This is a genomic window from Bacillus sp. FSL R5-0512 (genome assembly GCF_038593295.1).
GTDB lineage: Bacteria > Bacillota > Bacilli > Bacillales > Bacillaceae > Bacillus > Bacillus safensis.
Genome location: NZ_CP151982.1, coordinates 679,311 through 694,657 on the forward strand (window position 1 = coordinate 679,311; position 15,347 = coordinate 694,657).

Genomic DNA, 15,347 nt, shown 5'->3' on the forward strand with positions numbered 1-15,347 from the left:
AATAATAGTGAGCATTTTAGCATATATAGCAGGAACTTTGATAGCCCCAAATTTTGCGGGTTATCTTTTGTCAAAAGGTTTAACAAATCGAGGTGAAAAGAGATTAATTAAAGACATAGAAGATACAGTTAATGAATTTAATCGTAAGTTTGATAATACTGAGGTTGATAGTAACTATTTTATAGAGTTTCTTCAACAGAGCAAGACTGTTGAGACAATAATACAAAGAGTATTTTATGCATATAACACTACAAAGGAAGATTACCAAGATATATGTAAGAAACTAGCACAAGAAGCGGTCGAATTTGTCAATATTAAAAAAGATGAATTTAAGCATACACCTATTAAGAAACCGAGTGATTTTGAAGAGTACTTCTCTGAGTTATTTGAATTACTAGTAAATTTTCGAGAGTCGTTATTAGATATTAAAGACAAGGCAATTGTATCAATGGTTGATGAGTCAATTGGTAAATCAGAAGGGGAAATTATAAGAACAATTGAGGAGCTAAGGGCCGATTATTTGTTAGGAGGGAATAAACACCTTTCGTCTAATGAACAAATCAAGCCTAGGCTAGAGGAGTTGAATTGCGAATATAAATCAACTTTTATTCCGTTGGACAATAGTCTTATAAAGAGAAAAGAATTTTCTTTATGTAGAGAAGCATTAGATTCAGAGAAATCTTTAATAATACATGGAAAGGCTGGAAGAGGGAAAAGTGGATGTACAGAAGATGTTATCAATTATTGTGAAGAAAATGAGATACCATATTTGGCAATTAAATTAGATAAACGAGTTCCCAGTATGACTGCCGAGAAGTGGGGAGAAGATTTAGGATTACCTGCATCAATCACTCATTGTATTCACAGTGTTTCTAAAAATGAAAAGGCAGTAATTATTTTGGATCAGTTGGATGCCCTACGCTGGACTCTTGCTCATTCTAGAGATGCTTTATTAGTATGCTCTCAGATTATTAATCAAGTAGAGACATTGAATAATGATAGAAAAAACAAGATATCTGTTGTTTTTGTGTGTCGAACTCATGATTTGGAAAACGATAATAATATTAGAGCATTATTTAAAAAAGATGATTCAAAAGAGGACGTTATTCAATGGGATAGGGTTCAGGTTAATGAGTTGGACGAGGAATTAGTTGAGGGTATTGTTGGAAAGCGTTATGAGCAACTAACAAGTAAACTGAAAGAGATACTAAGAATTCCAAGCAATTTATATATTTGGAAACAGCTAGACTCTGGCAAAGTATATGCAGAATGTTCTACCGCAAGCCATTTGATCTCAGAATGGTGGGGACAGCTGTCCGAAAAATGTTTTGAGTTTGGATTGAGAGAAGACAATCTAACTCAGATTAAAGATAAGATGGTAACTTTTTTAGAAAAGTCTAGTAGAATATTTATTCCTTTAAGTATATTAAACGAAAATAAATCAACCTTAGAATTCTTATCTTCAAATGCTTTCTTAATAATTCAGGATAGAAAAGTTTCATTCGCTCATCAGTCTATATTAGACTGTTTTTTAGCAGATAAGATGCTTCATAGATATTATGATGGTGAAGATATTGTAGATATTATTGGGGCTAAAGATAAACAAACACCTGGTAAAAGATATCAAGTGCAAATGTTTATGCAAAATTTATATGAAATTGATAGCCATGATTTTATTACTGTTGGACAAAAAATGTTTGAAGCAAAACAAATCAGGTATTTTGTCAAATTTGTTTTCTTCGAGGTGTTAAACCAGATAGATAATATAGATGAAAATATACAAAATTTTATTGTGAATAACTGCGAAAATGAAATATACAGTAATCATATTATTAATAACGTTATATTTTCTAAGACCAATTATATTAAGTTGCTTAGGCAAAATGGTATTTTAGAGAAATGGTTTAACACCCCATCTAAGAAAGATATGGTTATCAATTTGTTCGTAAGTATAAGTCCGAATTTTGAGGCTGATGATATTATGTTCATTGAAAAATATGCATTTAATTCTCAGGAAGACGATAATAAATTTTCTAAATGTTTTTTTCACGATATAAATGATGATACGGATGAGTTATTTGAATTAAGACTGAAATTTTATAAACGTTATCCGTCAATGGCTGATGACTATCTCGATTTTAAGGCGATGCTCAAAAATGATGAAATAAGAACAATACGGCTAGTTTCTTTTTTGTTGGAAAATAAAATTAAAAGCAAGGGGGAACAAATTTATACTTACGAAGATGAAATACTGTATGATGACTCTAAAATTTTAAAAAATAATGGAGAAGAAGTTCTTAATTTATTATTACCATTCGTTCCAATAGAAGAAGACACAAGCTTTATTTATAGTGAGTGGTCTGGATATTATATTCATAAAAGAGGGCTAGAAAGGGCTGCTATCCAAATTATAAAAAAAGCGAATGCAGCAATAATTTCTCAACAACCAAAAAAATTCTTTGATCGCTATAAAGAATTCATGGGAAAAGGTAATGATTTATTTAATGAAATTATATTGGATGGATTATTCAGAGTGTCAGAAAGTTATAGCGATGTTGTAATTAATTATTTATGCAGTGATTTCAACAGTAACATCTTCGATAATACAAGTGGCAATGGTGATAAATTATTTTTTGCCAAACAAATATTAAAAAAGCATGCGAGATACTGCAGTGAAGCTATTTTTAGTGTATTGGAAAACCGAATTCTAAGTTATCTATCTCCACAAGCTAAAGATGTATATCGAAGAAGAATTGATTATAATAAAGAAAAAAATGGTTATACAGTTTATTGGAGTTTTTGGGGTGATTTCCAAAAAGAAATTCTAGAAATTCTTCCCTATAATCGTTTAAGTATTCAAGCAAAGGATTTGCTACGTATTTTAAGACGTAAATTCCCTAAAGGGTCAACTTTATATAAATATTCGGATGGGCACAGCGGATGGATAAGCTCACCCGTGGCGGGGAAAAAATTAAATAACAAAAAGTGGATAGAGATTTTAACTAATAAAAAACTTATTCAAAAAGATTCTTCCAGATGGATAGAGGTTCCAGAAGGTTTTATTAGTTCTTCTATTGAAGAATTTGCAAGTAGTTTTAGTAAAGCTGTTTCCGAGGAACCTGAAAGAATGATAAATCTAGTTCTTTTAAATAAAGAGAAAGTTCTGGAATCATACGTAGATTCCTTATTTAGTGGCGTTGCATCTAGTAAGGCATTGAGTAATGTGCCGGTAGAGTTATTGGAAAAAATGATTTTGACCTATCCATATGATTATACCTCATATCGGGCGAATGACATTTGCTCAATCATTAGAGACAGAAAAAAAGTAAAATGGTCTCAAGGGATTTTAGACATTCTAAAGGATATTGCGATCAACCACAAAAATCCAGAATTAGGAGAATCGAATATAACTAATAATGAGGATAAAGAAATGCGTAGCTTTAGTATGCTACAAAGTAATGCATTAAACTGTGTAAGAGGTAACTCAGCTCAAGCTATAGCTGAGTTATTATGGAATGAAAGAACTTTGTTTAAACAGTTTAAAGATACAATTGAAAAGCTGGCATTGGATGAAAATCCGGCAGTTAAATTTGCTAGTTTACTCGCATTATGGCCTTCATATAACATTGAAAGGGATTGGGCATCAGAATTAATTTTACTTCAATATGAACAAGATTATAGGCTAGCGGGCTTCTTTGGTACGAAAAAAATGCTCTTTTTACTATATCCGAAGTATCGCGAACGAGTATTAGAAGTTATTAAAAAATGCTACAAATCTGAAGATGAAAAATTAGTTGAAATGGGTGGACATTGTCTTTCAGAGATGTTTATTCTAAAAAAAGAATTTACACAAGTAATGAATAATGTGGATAAAATGAGTGAAGTACAAGCAAAAGCAATTCTCCATATGACAACTAATTATTTCAATAAAGATGAATTTAATTCATCCGCAAAAAATATAATGCTTAAATTTAAGGCAAGTAAATTAGATTTGGAGATTCCGATTTCAAGATTATTTTATGATGATCTTATTGATTTAAAGAGAGATAAGGATTTTATGATTGAAATAATGAATTCTGGTTTAAACCGTAGAATAGTACATGCATTTGTTCGTTATCTTGAAGAAAAATCAAAATCAATAGTTGATTACAAAGATATTATATTTTCAATGAGTTACCACTTACTTGGAAATGAAGTTGATAAGTTTAAAGGGATTTGGGGAATAGAAGATGAAATTTCTAAATTAATCATTGGATTATATGACGAAACCTCTAACTCAACTATACCTACGAGAAAAGTTATCGCAAATGAATGTCTTGATATATGGGATTTGATGTTCGAAATGCAATTTGGTCAAATTAGGTCCTTGAGCCAAAAACTAATGGAAAGGTAAGACGTTGTTGCATAACCATTATGTACATCATTTTTACACCTTTAGACCTTTTAAGTAACTATCAGATATCTTGTGTAATCTATATTCGCACCTTTATGTTAACTGGATAAATTTAAAATTCTATATATAAATAACCCCCTTGTCTAGATAGGGGGTTATTCTTCTATATGTTGATTTTTTTGATCCAACGCAGTGGATATGATATCAAGACCAATGTATAAAAAGCTAACAAAGAAAGATAAAATTAATACACCATTCCCCCATATAGAAACTTCAATTATCTTTAAATTTAGTACATATTTAATCGTGAAGTAAATAAGAGCCCACGAAGCAAAAAATTCTAAAATATAAGTTATCCATTTTGGAACCTTCAACAAAAAAATGATTCCTTTCCCTATAAATAAAACTATAAATGACCAAAAAATTACGATGATGCTAACTAACAAAGAAAAGGTCACTAAAGAGAAAAATGAATCATAAGTTATGTATTCGCCGAAAAGAAAATTCACTCCCAATGATACTAGGTAAAGCATGAAAGTTGGAATAGCAATAACAAAACCAAGGGAAAAACATATTAGTAAAATAAGAAGAACGGCAACAATAGCACCTGGGGGTTCATCTACAACATTTTTTTTCCTTAAAAAAGTATAAAATATGATAGAAACTAAAAGGAGTATTAAAAAAGTCAATGAAATCACATAAGAAAAAGACAATATATCCCCTCCATAAAAAAGCGCTATTAGAAAACTAATAGCACTTATTGTTTATTTAAATAAGAGTAATGATGAATTTTGCCAAAGTTTTAGCAACATCTTTAGGTGCACCCATTTTAGTAAAAGCTTTTATGAATTGTTTTTCAGTCCACTTTTCGCCCTTATCCATTACATTTGCGATTTTAGCAGAATTCTTTCTGATCCAAGCAGCAGCCTTTGGATTAAAGGGTTTCAATGCTTTTGATAGTAACCACCCACCAGAACGTAAAGCACCTCGGAATGCTTTATATGTCCACGAAACAGCCCCTTGAGTAGAAACTTCCCCATTTGCGGCTGTTTGAGTTGCTAAAGCATTTGACTGAATAGGGCTAGTGCTATTATTTGTTGCGGCTTGTTGTAAAGAAGTTTTATACACCTTCGTATGTACTGATGTTGTTGATTTAGCTGGCTCCGCTGCAAACGTAGTAGTCGCACCCAGACCAGAAATTAATAGAGTTGAGCTTAGTAGTACAGGAACAAGTTTTTTTCTAAAAGTCATGTTCTTCGCCTCCAAAAAAATTAATAAAGAGACTGTTTATTATGTTAGAAAGTCTTGTTGTCCAAGCCTCAATTATAAAATACATTTTGAGAAAAACCAGTGGAATATGTCTTAAATCCTTATAGGTCTTTTATATAAGATAATCACTCCTTTCTACGCATTTAATAAAAATTGTAACAACAACCAAATTAAGGGTAAATGGTATTTTTATACTGTATTTTTTGGAATGCTATATATTTGTGCATCTATATCATTGTATTTTGTTTTTATGGAAAAATTGCGGTTTCTTTTCGGTGTGGAAATATTCCTTAAATGATAATATATGTAATTATAAGGGATGGCAAGAAAAGGGTATGGTAGGAGTGGAGAAAATTCTTTCTTCTCAAGTTGGTATCTTGATAAATGATTGGTATAGATTTATAAGAACATTCAGCGTGCCGGATGCAGAGATTTTAAAAGAACAGGTTGAAAGAGAAATAGAGAACATGGAAGAGGATCAAGATTTACTACTTTATTATCAATTAATGGAGTTTAGGCATCGACTCATGCTTGAGAGTCTTGAGCCTATTGAAATGAATCAACAACGCCCCACTTTACCCAACTTACTCAAAGAAATAGAGAACAAACAACCTCATGTCAAAGGAACGCTTGACTACTATTCAAACTTCTTTAGAGGTATGCACGAATTCCATCACAAAAATTATGTTACTGCTATAAATTTTTATAAGATTGCTGAAGAACATTTAAAGAATGTACCTGATGATATAGAGAGAGCGGAATTTCATTATAAACTGGCCGATGCTTATTATCGTATTGATCAACATTTCGTATCATTAAATCATTTGGAAAAAGCAAAAGAAATGTATTCAACTAGCGAGTTTTACAAAGCGAAAGTAGTCGGTTGTAATATCAAATTTGGAGCGAATATGTATGACTTATACCGTTTAGATGAGGCAGAATCTTATTATCGGGAAGCCTTGAGTTTGGCTCAAGAGCTTAAAGAGGATACAGCACGAAGAATCATTGGTGTAATACATCATAATATAGGGTTAGTCAAAAAGAGGGCGGGGAAAATTGAAACCGCAGAAAATGAATTTCAAAATTCAATTCAAATTAAAGAACACGCCGAAACGGTTTCGGGAATTAGAACTCTTTATATGTTGTTATGGGTATTCTACGATCAAGGTAAAAAAGATAAAGGAAATCAATATTTTATTTGTGGCATAAATAGAGCCAGCCTCGCAGACGATCAAGAATATATAGCTAAATTAAAAATCATTTATGCACTTTTTGAAGAATATAATCAATTGGAGGTAAAAGAAAGCCTCGATTATTTAGAAAGTAAACATCTATGGCAAGATGTTGCAGAGTTATCAGAAAAACTTGCAGATTATCATTATCAAAAAGGGAATTTTGAAATGAATAGAGAATATCTAAAAAAGACCATTAAAGCTCAACAACAAATACTAAAAATGGCGGAGGCGTTATGATGAAAAAGTTATTTATCAGTTTAACAATTTTTTCTGTGTTATTCGCTGCCGGTTGGTCACTTGATAAAATTATTACTTCTAACACTTATCATGTAACAGAAAAGGCAATTACAATTTAAAAAGCCCTCCATAGGGCTTTTTTTATTTGAATATCTTTTTCATTAGTTTGCTGGATGCTTTACTTACTGCCCATCGCGTGAACACATTTCTTAGTAGGAACGGCGTTTACGTCTCCTCAAATTTTTGATATTTTATAAAGTGTGATAGCATTTTGTGAATGATCATTTTATGCTCTTTTTGCGTTGAATGATTATTAATGTATATAATGATATTTTATAGAAGGACATGCCCTATAAGGCGCTATGTCATGAGAGGAATTGGATGAAAGATGAGTAAAAATTTCTGGCGTGATTTACCGCGGCCATTTTTTATATTAGCACCAATGGAAGAAGTGACAGATGTTGTGTTTCGTCATGTTGTGAGTGAGGCGGCGAGACCGGATGTGTTTTTTACAGAGTTTACGAACAGTGAGAGCTATTGCCACCCTGATGGTATTCAAAGTGTGAAGGGGCGTTTAACGTTTACAGAGGATGAGCAGCCGATTGTTGCTCATATTTGGGGAGACAAGCCTGAGAACTTTAGACAGATGAGCATTGGAATGGCGGAGTTAGGATTTCAGGGGCTTGATATTAATATGGGCTGTCCTGTCCCAAATGTCACGCAAAACGGAAAGGGCAGCGGATTGATTCTTCGTCCAGACGTTGCGGCAGAGCTGATTCAAGCGGCAAAAGCAGGGGGATTACCTGTCAGCGTCAAAACAAGACTTGGTTTTACTGAAGTCGATGAATGGCGCGGGTGGCTTAGACACATTTTGGAGCAAGACATTGTGAATTTATCGATCCACCTTCGCACAAGAAAGGAAATGAGCCAGGTGGATGCGCATTGGGAGCTCATTCCTGAAATCAAAAAACTTCGTGATGAAGTAGCACCTGATACTCTTTTGACAATCAATGGTGATATTCCTGATCGTCAAACAGGCTTAAAGCTCGCTGAGCAGTATGGAGTGGACGGTGTGATGATTGGGCGCGGGATTTTCCATAACCCATTTGCTTTTGAAAAAGAGCCGAAGGAGCATACAAGTGATGAACTGCTCGGTCTTTTAAGATTACATCTTGATCTCCATGATCAATACTCATCACTAGGTCTGCGTCCATTCAAGGCACTGCACCGTTTCTTTAAGATTTATGTAAAAGGGTTCAGAGGAGCGAGTTTCTTAAGAAATCAATTAATGAACACATCATCAACAGATGAAGTGCGTGCAATGCTGGATGAATTTGAAGCGAGAAATCTAGAACAATCATGACCAACAAGAGGAGGGGGAACCCTTCTCTTTTTTTATAAATAGGACTATTAAACTAGTTATTATAAATGGTAAAATGAGATAGAAATAACAATTGGAGGTATTTTATTTGAAACCATTTTGGGATAGAGAAAGCGAAGAAACATTTAAGAAAATCAATGAGAAAGGCATTGCAAAAGCGGAAAAGAAGCTAGGCGTCATCCTGCCGGATACATATAAGCAACTGATTCTCGAACAAAATGGCGGTTATACCCTGCATAACGCTTTTCCAACGGATCAGCCGAATGGATGGGCAGAGGATCATGTGTTATTTGATCATTTAAGAGGAATTGCCAAAAATGAAGGCATTATGGATAGTGATTATTTAATAGAAGAATGGGAATTGCCTGAGGGCCTTGTGCTCATTTGTGGTGATGGTCATACGTGGATTGCATTGGATTATAGAGAAACGAAGGAAGATCCACCGATTCACTACTTTGATCTAGAAGATGAGACGGATTTTAAATTAGCGGATTCGTTTGATGAACTGCTTGCTGGGCATTATACTGCTGAATAGGAAAAGGCAGCCGCAAGTAGATATATTTCATTAAAACCGTTGTTATACAGTATTTTTTGAGAGAGACAAAAGAGTCTCTCTTTTTTTGCGAAGCAACATTGAATCTCTCTCCAAAACTGTATCTGTTATGTTTAAGTCTTATTATTCAATTGGTTCGATTTCCACTCACTAAATTTCCTGACGATAATATCTGCCACAATGTAAAATGGCAGAAAGCTGGAGTTGTCCACTTTGTTATATAAGGGAAACGGGGTGCTGCTTACATAGATGTTAAACATGGCATTTTGTGCAAGGAGATTATTCCTTAAAGTGGTCATGCTGATAAATTTGATATGTCTTGTTTTCACCAATTGAATGATTTCATCTAAATTCTTCGATTCACCTGATAAGGAAATGATAAATAAAAGGTCATCCTCACCAAATTCAATAATTCCATCTGTTAAGTCCCGCTTGCTTCGTAATACTTGAGATTTCTTATGCAGTGACCATAGCTGCCGCTGTACATCATTGGCCAAATCGAGCTGTGCTGTTCCTGTCCCATAAATATAAATATACGGTGCACGATCAATCAGTTGATTTAATTGATGAAAGTCCAGCTGCTCCATATATTTTCTAGTCTGCTGGATATCTTGATCGAGCAGCTTCATTAAATCTTGTGTTGTCTCTTCAGTGAAAGCATTTAATTTCACATAAGACTTTAAGTCGCTGTAGCCGTCGAACCCTATTTTCTTGGCAAGCCGATGGATGGATGAGATGGAAGTATGAGCATAACGAGCAAGGTCCTGAATTTTCATTGTCTTCATTTCTTCAAGATGGTCATGGATCGTTTTAATAATGTGCAGGTCATTCTTATTTAAATCTTCGAAGTATTCATTTACCAGCTTGTCCAGTATCATGCGATGTGCCCTCCAACATGAAAATATTTTCTTCCTGTGAAAATATAATCTAATGTTACAACTTGATTTCTAAATACGTCAAACCTATTGGTTTTTGTAAGCGCTACCTTTACAGTGGTGTTATGGATCAAGCAAAGGGGTTATGCTTATGAATGCAATCAAGCGGTTTGGCAGTGCTATGGTAGTTCCTGTACTTTTATTCGCGTTTTTTGGTATTGTTGTCGGTCTCGCGACTTTATGTAAGAATCCAGCGATTATGGGGGAAATGGCTGGAGAAGGTACGATGTGGTATAAGGTTTGGTCACTGATTGAAAGCGGAGGATGGACGATTTTCAATCATATGGAATTAGCCTTTGTGATTGGATTGCCCATCTCACTTGCAAAAAAAGCGCAAGCACGTGCGACGCTCGCAGCTTTGATGATTTATCTTGTATTTAACAATTATATTCATGCTATTTTGACACTTTGGCCGTCTACTTTTGGCATTGATTTATCGCAAGGTGCCGAGAACGTAGCGGGTGTAAAAGAAATTGCGGGTATACCTACGCTGGATACAAGTATCATTGGTGCGGTGATGATATCTGGAATCGTCATTTGGATCCATAATCGTTTTTATGATCAAAAGCTGCCTGAAATGCTTGGGATTTTCCAGGGGCTTGTATTTGTTGTCATCATCGGATTCTTTGTGATGATTCCTATTGCTTTTATCGTTGCTTTTGTATGGCCCTATGTTCAGCAGGGGATTCAATCTCTTCAAGGGTTTATGGCACAGTCTGGTTATATTGGTGTCTGGCTGTTTCATTTCTTGGAAAGGGTGTTAATTCCAACAGGACTTCACCATTTTATTTATACACCTTTTGAGTTTGGTCCAGCGGCTGTAAATGGGGGGTTAAAACCATATTGGATTGCTCACTTAAATGAATTTGCGTCCTCCACTTCCGATTTGAAGGATCTTTATCCATACGGATTTTTATTGCATGGGAATATTAAGATGTTCGGCTGTTTAGGGATAGCTTTAGCCATGTATTTTTCTACACCGAAAGAAAACAGAAAAAAGGTTTTGGCATTGGTATTACCGGCCACATTAACAGCCATATTTGCCGGAATTACAGAACCGCTTGAATTTACATTCCTATTTCTCGCGCCTTATTTATTTGTGATACATGCACTTCTTGGAGCGACCATGGTGACAATCATGAATATGTTTGGTGTTGTTGGAATGATGGGTTCCGGGCTTATTGAAATAGCTGCATTGAACTGGATTCCGCTCTCTTCAAATCATGGAGGGACTTATCTGATCCAAACGATGATTGGACTTCTCTTTACAGCAGTGTATTTTGTCATATTTAGATGGATGATTGTGAAATTTGATATTCCATTACCAGGACGAAAACATGAGGAGGAGACGAGGCTATATACAAAACAAGATTATGAGAATGCTCATAAAAAAGGTCATGACCAAAAAGAAGGCCCCGTTTATGCGTCTGAGTATGAAGAGAAAGCCGTTTATTTCTTAGAAGGCCTTGGCGGTAAAGAAAACATTAAAGATGTGACAAACTGTGCCACGCGTCTGCGTATTACAGTGATTGACCCTAGCTTGGTGAAAGATAGGGACTACTTTACAAAAAATAAACGGGCACACGGCATGGCGAAAAGTGGTCAAAGCATTCAAATCATTGTTGGCTTAAGTGTACCGCAAGTAAGAGAGTCCTTTGAGACAAAACTTTCATTAGATTGAAAAAGGAGCTGGATATGATGAAAAAATTTAATATTACCATCGCTGGAGGCGGAAGTACATTTACACCGGGAATCATTTTGATGCTGTTAGACTATCTAGAGGAGTTCCCAATTCATACAATTAAACTCTATGATAATGATGAAGCTAGACAAAAGACGATTGCAGATGCATGTGAGATTATGTTAAAAGAACGAGCACCAGAAGTACGATTACTGGCAAGCACGGACCCAGAAGAAGCCTTTACTCAAGTCGATTTTGTGATGGCACATATTCGTGTCGGTAAATATGCAATGCGTGAATTAGATGAGAAAATTCCATTGAAGCATGGAGTCGTCGGACAGGAAACATGCGGTCCAGGCGGAATAGCTTACGGGATGCGGTCCATTCCAGGTGTATTAGAACTTGTCGATTATATGGAAAAATACTCACCTGAAGCTTGGATGTTAAACTATTCGAACCCTGCAGCGATAGTAGCAGAGGCAACACGTAAGCTAAGGCCGAATGCCAAGATTTTAAACATATGTGATATGCCAATTGGTATCGAAGAATTAATTGCAAAAAATTTAGGCTTATCTTCGCGGAAAGAACTAGAAGTCGATTACTATGGTTTAAATCATTTTGGCTGGTGGACAGATATTCGAGATAAAGCTGGAAATAGCTTAATGCCTTATGTAATTAAGCATGTAAGCCAGCATGGTTATGCAACAGATGGAACATCTGAGCTAGAACAGCAGAAGAGCTGGAACAGCACATTAAAAAAGGCCAAAGATATTCAAGCACTTGATCCAAAAACGGTACCGAATACGTATTTGAAATACTATCTATTTCCAGATGAAGAAGTGGCACATTCAAATATTGAGTTCACGCGTGCCAATGAAGTGATGGAGGGGCGGGAAGCTTTTGTTTTTAGTGAATGTCAGGCCATCATTGATAAAGGAACTGCAAAGGAAACAAAGCTGACCATTGATGAGCACGCTTCTTATATTGTTGATTTAGCAAGAGCTATTGCTTTTAATAAAAAAGAACGGATGCTGATGATCGTAGAGAACAATGGCGCTATTAGGAACTTTGATCCAACAGCCATGGTTGAAATTCCTTGTATCGTTGGCAGCAGCGGTCCAGAAAAATTAGTAGTTGGAGAGATTCCTAGATTTCAAAAAAGTCTCATGGAGCAGCAAGTTGGCGTAGAAAAATTAGTAGTAGAAGCATTTGAAGAAGGATCCTATCAAAAACTATGGCAGGCCATCACATTATCGAAAACGGTGCCAAGTGCTAAAGTAGCAAAAGATATTTTAGACGACTTAATTGTGGCAAATCAAGCATTTTGGCCAGAGTTAACATAACACGAGAATAAGCAATATGGGCGTGACAGCGCTCATATTGCTTATTTGTTTTTTCAACCGATGTATTGTAATGGAGACAAAAAGCTCCCTTACCAAAAGGGGGCCGCCATTCCTTACTCTGCGCTCTCCTCAACCTCACGGCTATCCTCTGTTTCACCAATATAAATAGGGCCGTTTGCGTGGTCGATTCGGATTGGCCATTCGTATGGGATTTGAAGTCGTCTAGCAATGGCTCTCCAGAATTTTGTGGAATCCAATTCGAATTCTTGGAAGTCTTTTAATAAGTCTTTGTAAGACGAGCCATCAAATTGAATGAACATATCTTGAAGGCGCATGAACGCGACGTGTCTCACTTCAAGTGCTGCTGCGGCTTCCATTTCTTCTTCTGTTGCTTCTCCGATGATTGTACCTGCCGGCGGAAGCATGTCGTATACGTTAAATTCCTCTTCTTCTTCGTGTGCTGCATTGTGCTGCTGATCTGACATTTTTCTTCACTCCTTCTCGTTCTCAATCAAAACTTTATTTCGTGCTTACTTCTATTATCGGAAGGAAATGTGAAATGTGGAATGAAAAGTGGAGCAGATTCACAACTCTTGCTTTTTTCTCTTGAATCATCTATGATCAATTACAGATATAAAAGGTCTATAATAGATGGAAAGGAGTTTCCTCATGAAATATTCTAAAGCAACCAACTATGCGCTGCATACGATGGTGTTTTTAACTCTTGCGCCAAAGGGTAAAGCGATTGGCGTTGAGCCTCTTGCTAAGATGCAAGACCTTTCACCAACCTATCTATCAAAAATTTTAACAAAGCTTGTGAAGGCGGGACTGATTGAATCAACACCTGGTGCAAAGGGAGGATACACCCTTATTAAACGAAAGGAAGACATTTCTTTTTTAGATGTCATTCAGGCTGTAGAAGGACAAACGAATTTATTTCGCTGCTCTTTAGAGCATGACTCCTTCATGCCTCATGATGGCTGTTTGATTGAAAAAGTTATGCAGGATGTTGAAACGAAAATGCAGGAGACATTAAGTCAAAAACGGTTAATTGATATTGCGAACCAACTTGAGCAAACAGAAAAAAATCCATTTTTCAACGTGTGATTTTTTTGAACTGATTATAGATATTAAGAGTCTTTAAAGTCTTTAATAAAAAGGAGAGATTGATATGTTATTAGATTGTGCCATTATCGGAGGCGGGCCAGCCGGATTAAGTGCAGCACTTGTTGTAGGAAGAGGCAGAAAGCAGGTCATTGTATTTGATAATGAGCTGCCAAGAAATCGAGTGACGCAGGAATCACATGGATTTATTACAAACGATGGAATGACACCATTTGAGATTAGACAAGCCGGAGAGGCAGATCTTCAAAAATATCCTCATATCCAAATCAAACGAAGTCAAATTGTTGATATACAAAAGAAAGAGGAAAGCTTTACGTTACTAACACACGAGGGGGATGCATTCGAAGCGAAAAAAATCATTTTGGCAACTGGATTGCAGGATATACTGCCAGAGATCGAAGGAATTCATGATGTGTACGGAAAAACATTGTTTAGTTGTCCTTTCTGTGATGGATGGGAATTAAAGGAGAAAGCACTTGCCCTCATTGCAGAGAATCAGCGAGCCTTGCACATGGCTAAACTTCTTTCCAATTGGACAAAGGATTTGATCGTGTTTACGAATGGGCACATGTTAGCTGAAGAAGACAAGACGCTTCTGACGGCACATTCTATTCAAGTCATTGATGTGCCAATTGTGTCGATTGATCATGACAATGGGCAGCTGCGCACTCTCCAGCTTGCGAATGGGGAGATAGTGAATAGGGAAGGCGGTTTTGTCGCAAGTGAATTCAAGCAGTCAGCCCCATTTGCCGAAAAGCTTGGCTGTCAAATGACGAAGAATGCGGGTATTGAAACAGATATTCTTGGACGTACAACCGTTAGTGGAGTCTTTGCGTGTGGGGATAATTTAGGCGGCCCTGCTCAGTTAGTTCTTGCAGCAGCAGCTGGAAGCCAGGCAGGAATGGGCGTCATTCATGAACTTGTGCAAGAAGAGTTTCAAGAAAAAACATCTCTATGAAAAGAGATGTTCAGCGGAGAGCGGTTTTTCGTTTTGCTAAGACGTGAGCTGTCCATTCAAAAAGTGCATAGATGACAAAGAAGATCAGGATCCAGCTGCTGACATCGACCCATACATTGGTGATCTGAATGATGTTCGCTTGATCAAGTCCAGCCTGTATCCACATGGTGATCAGTGCTGTAAGGAACACTTGTAAAAACCATTTTGATGTTTTCAATTGGCCACACCTCCATCTCT

The 15,347-nt window shown here is 36.0% G+C and carries 12 protein-coding genes and 1 pseudogene; 8 read left to right on the forward strand and 5 right to left on the reverse strand.

Annotated features, from left to right (window positions below):
- The first annotated feature begins 7 nt into the window (after positions 1 to 7).
- Positions 8 to 4,393: a hypothetical protein gene (locus NSQ25_RS03360; RefSeq protein ID WP_326136734.1), complete on the forward strand. Its 4,386-nt coding sequence runs from the start codon at positions 8 to 10 to the stop codon at positions 4,391 to 4,393.
- A gap of 155 nt (positions 4,394 to 4,548) precedes the next feature.
- Here NSQ25_RS03360 and NSQ25_RS03365 read toward each other — a convergent pair whose 3' ends face one another.
- Together NSQ25_RS03365 and NSQ25_RS03370 are read right to left on the reverse strand one after the other, a co-directional pair.
- Positions 4,549 to 5,106, reverse strand: a complete 558-nt coding sequence (locus tag NSQ25_RS03365; RefSeq protein ID WP_326136733.1) for a hypothetical protein — start codon at positions 5,104 to 5,106, stop codon at positions 4,549 to 4,551.
- Positions 5,107 to 5,161: 55 nt separating this feature from the next.
- Positions 5,162 to 5,644: a hypothetical protein gene (locus NSQ25_RS03370; RefSeq protein WP_326136732.1), complete on the reverse strand. Its 483-nt coding sequence runs from the start codon at positions 5,642 to 5,644 to the stop codon at positions 5,162 to 5,164.
- Positions 5,645 to 5,997: 353 nt separating this feature from the next.
- On the opposite strand from NSQ25_RS03370, the gene NSQ25_RS03375 reads away from it, so the two are divergent.
- The 3 genes and pseudogenes from NSQ25_RS03375 to NSQ25_RS03385 form a co-directional block, all read left to right on the forward strand.
- Positions 5,998 to 7,134, forward strand: coding sequence for a Rap family tetratricopeptide repeat protein (locus NSQ25_RS03375; protein ID WP_326136731.1), 1,137 nt, complete (start codon positions 5,998 to 6,000; stop codon positions 7,132 to 7,134).
- Positions 7,135 to 7,522: 388 nt separating this feature from the next.
- Positions 7,523 to 8,497 carry a tRNA-dihydrouridine synthase gene (locus tag NSQ25_RS03380; protein ID WP_326136730.1) on the forward strand — a complete coding sequence of 325 codons (975 nt, stop codon included), beginning with the start codon at positions 7,523 to 7,525 and terminating at the stop codon, positions 8,495 to 8,497.
- Between the two features lie 106 nt (positions 8,498 to 8,603).
- Positions 8,604 to 9,047, forward strand: a pseudogene (locus NSQ25_RS03385) (SMI1/KNR4 family protein); the annotation flags it as partial.
- Between the two features lie 134 nt (positions 9,048 to 9,181).
- Here NSQ25_RS03385 and NSQ25_RS03390 read toward each other — a convergent pair.
- Complete coding sequence (locus tag NSQ25_RS03390) at positions 9,182 to 9,946, reverse strand: MurR/RpiR family transcriptional regulator (protein WP_326136729.1); 765 nt, start codon at positions 9,944 to 9,946, stop codon at positions 9,182 to 9,184.
- Between the two features lie 148 nt (positions 9,947 to 10,094).
- Here NSQ25_RS03390 and NSQ25_RS03395 point away from each other — a divergent pair, with 148 nt between their 5' ends.
- Both NSQ25_RS03395 and NSQ25_RS03400 read left to right on the forward strand, forming a co-directional pair.
- Entirely contained in the window at positions 10,095 to 11,684 is a 1,590-nt protein-coding gene (locus NSQ25_RS03395; RefSeq protein WP_326136728.1) for an alpha-glucoside-specific PTS transporter subunit IIBC, read from the forward strand.
- Positions 11,685 to 11,701: 17 nt separating this feature from the next.
- On the forward strand, positions 11,702 to 13,027 hold the full coding sequence (locus tag NSQ25_RS03400) for a 6-phospho-alpha-glucosidase (protein WP_326136726.1): 1,326 nt from the start codon (positions 11,702 to 11,704) through the stop codon (positions 13,025 to 13,027).
- Positions 13,028 to 13,140: 113 nt separating this feature from the next.
- On the opposite strand, the gene NSQ25_RS03405 is transcribed toward NSQ25_RS03400, so the two are convergent.
- On the reverse strand, positions 13,141 to 13,512 hold the full coding sequence (locus tag NSQ25_RS03405) for a hypothetical protein (RefSeq protein WP_046314086.1): 372 nt from the start codon (positions 13,510 to 13,512) through the stop codon (positions 13,141 to 13,143).
- Positions 13,513 to 13,696: 184 nt separating this feature from the next.
- Between NSQ25_RS03405 and NSQ25_RS03410 the strand changes: the two genes are divergently transcribed.
- Together NSQ25_RS03410 and NSQ25_RS03415 are read left to right on the forward strand one after the other, a co-directional pair.
- Complete coding sequence (locus NSQ25_RS03410) at positions 13,697 to 14,134, forward strand: Rrf2 family transcriptional regulator (protein WP_326136725.1); 438 nt, start codon at positions 13,697 to 13,699, stop codon at positions 14,132 to 14,134.
- 64 nt (positions 14,135 to 14,198) lie between these two features.
- A complete protein-coding gene (locus NSQ25_RS03415) occupies positions 14,199 to 15,110 on the forward strand; it encodes an NAD(P)/FAD-dependent oxidoreductase (protein ID WP_326136724.1) in 912 nt (303 codons plus the stop codon).
- 10 nt (positions 15,111 to 15,120) lie between these two features.
- Here the strand turns inward: NSQ25_RS03415 and NSQ25_RS03420 are convergent, their stop codons facing one another.
- Positions 15,121 to 15,327: a hypothetical protein gene (locus tag NSQ25_RS03420; RefSeq protein WP_070326795.1), complete on the reverse strand. Its 207-nt coding sequence runs from the start codon at positions 15,325 to 15,327 to the stop codon at positions 15,121 to 15,123.
- Positions 15,328 to 15,347: the final 20 nt, after the last annotated feature.

Bases quoted from the DNA above. Each gene is read 5' to 3' on its own strand.
- NSQ25_RS03390 (WP_326136729.1), bottom strand. From the start codon at position 9,946: ATGATACTGGACAAGCTGGTAAATGAATACTTCGAAGATTTAAATAAG.
- NSQ25_RS03370 (WP_326136732.1), bottom strand. From the start codon at position 5,644: ATGACTTTTAGAAAAAAACTTGTTCCTGTACTACTAAGCTCAACTCTA.
- NSQ25_RS03415 (WP_326136724.1), top strand. From the start codon at position 14,199: ATGTTATTAGATTGTGCCATTATCGGAGGCGGGCCAGCCGGATTAAGT.
- NSQ25_RS03400 (WP_326136726.1), top strand. From the start codon at position 11,702: ATGAAAAAATTTAATATTACCATCGCTGGAGGCGGAAGTACATTTACA.
- NSQ25_RS03405 (WP_046314086.1), bottom strand. From the start codon at position 13,512: ATGTCAGATCAGCAGCACAATGCAGCACACGAAGAAGAAGAGGAATTT.
- NSQ25_RS03395 (WP_326136728.1), top strand. From the start codon at position 10,095: ATGAATGCAATCAAGCGGTTTGGCAGTGCTATGGTAGTTCCTGTACTT.
- NSQ25_RS03380 (WP_326136730.1), top strand. From the start codon at position 7,523: ATGAGTAAAAATTTCTGGCGTGATTTACCGCGGCCATTTTTTATATTA.
- NSQ25_RS03375 (WP_326136731.1), top strand. From the start codon at position 5,998: ATGGTAGGAGTGGAGAAAATTCTTTCTTCTCAAGTTGGTATCTTGATA.
- NSQ25_RS03410 (WP_326136725.1), top strand. From the start codon at position 13,697: ATGAAATATTCTAAAGCAACCAACTATGCGCTGCATACGATGGTGTTT.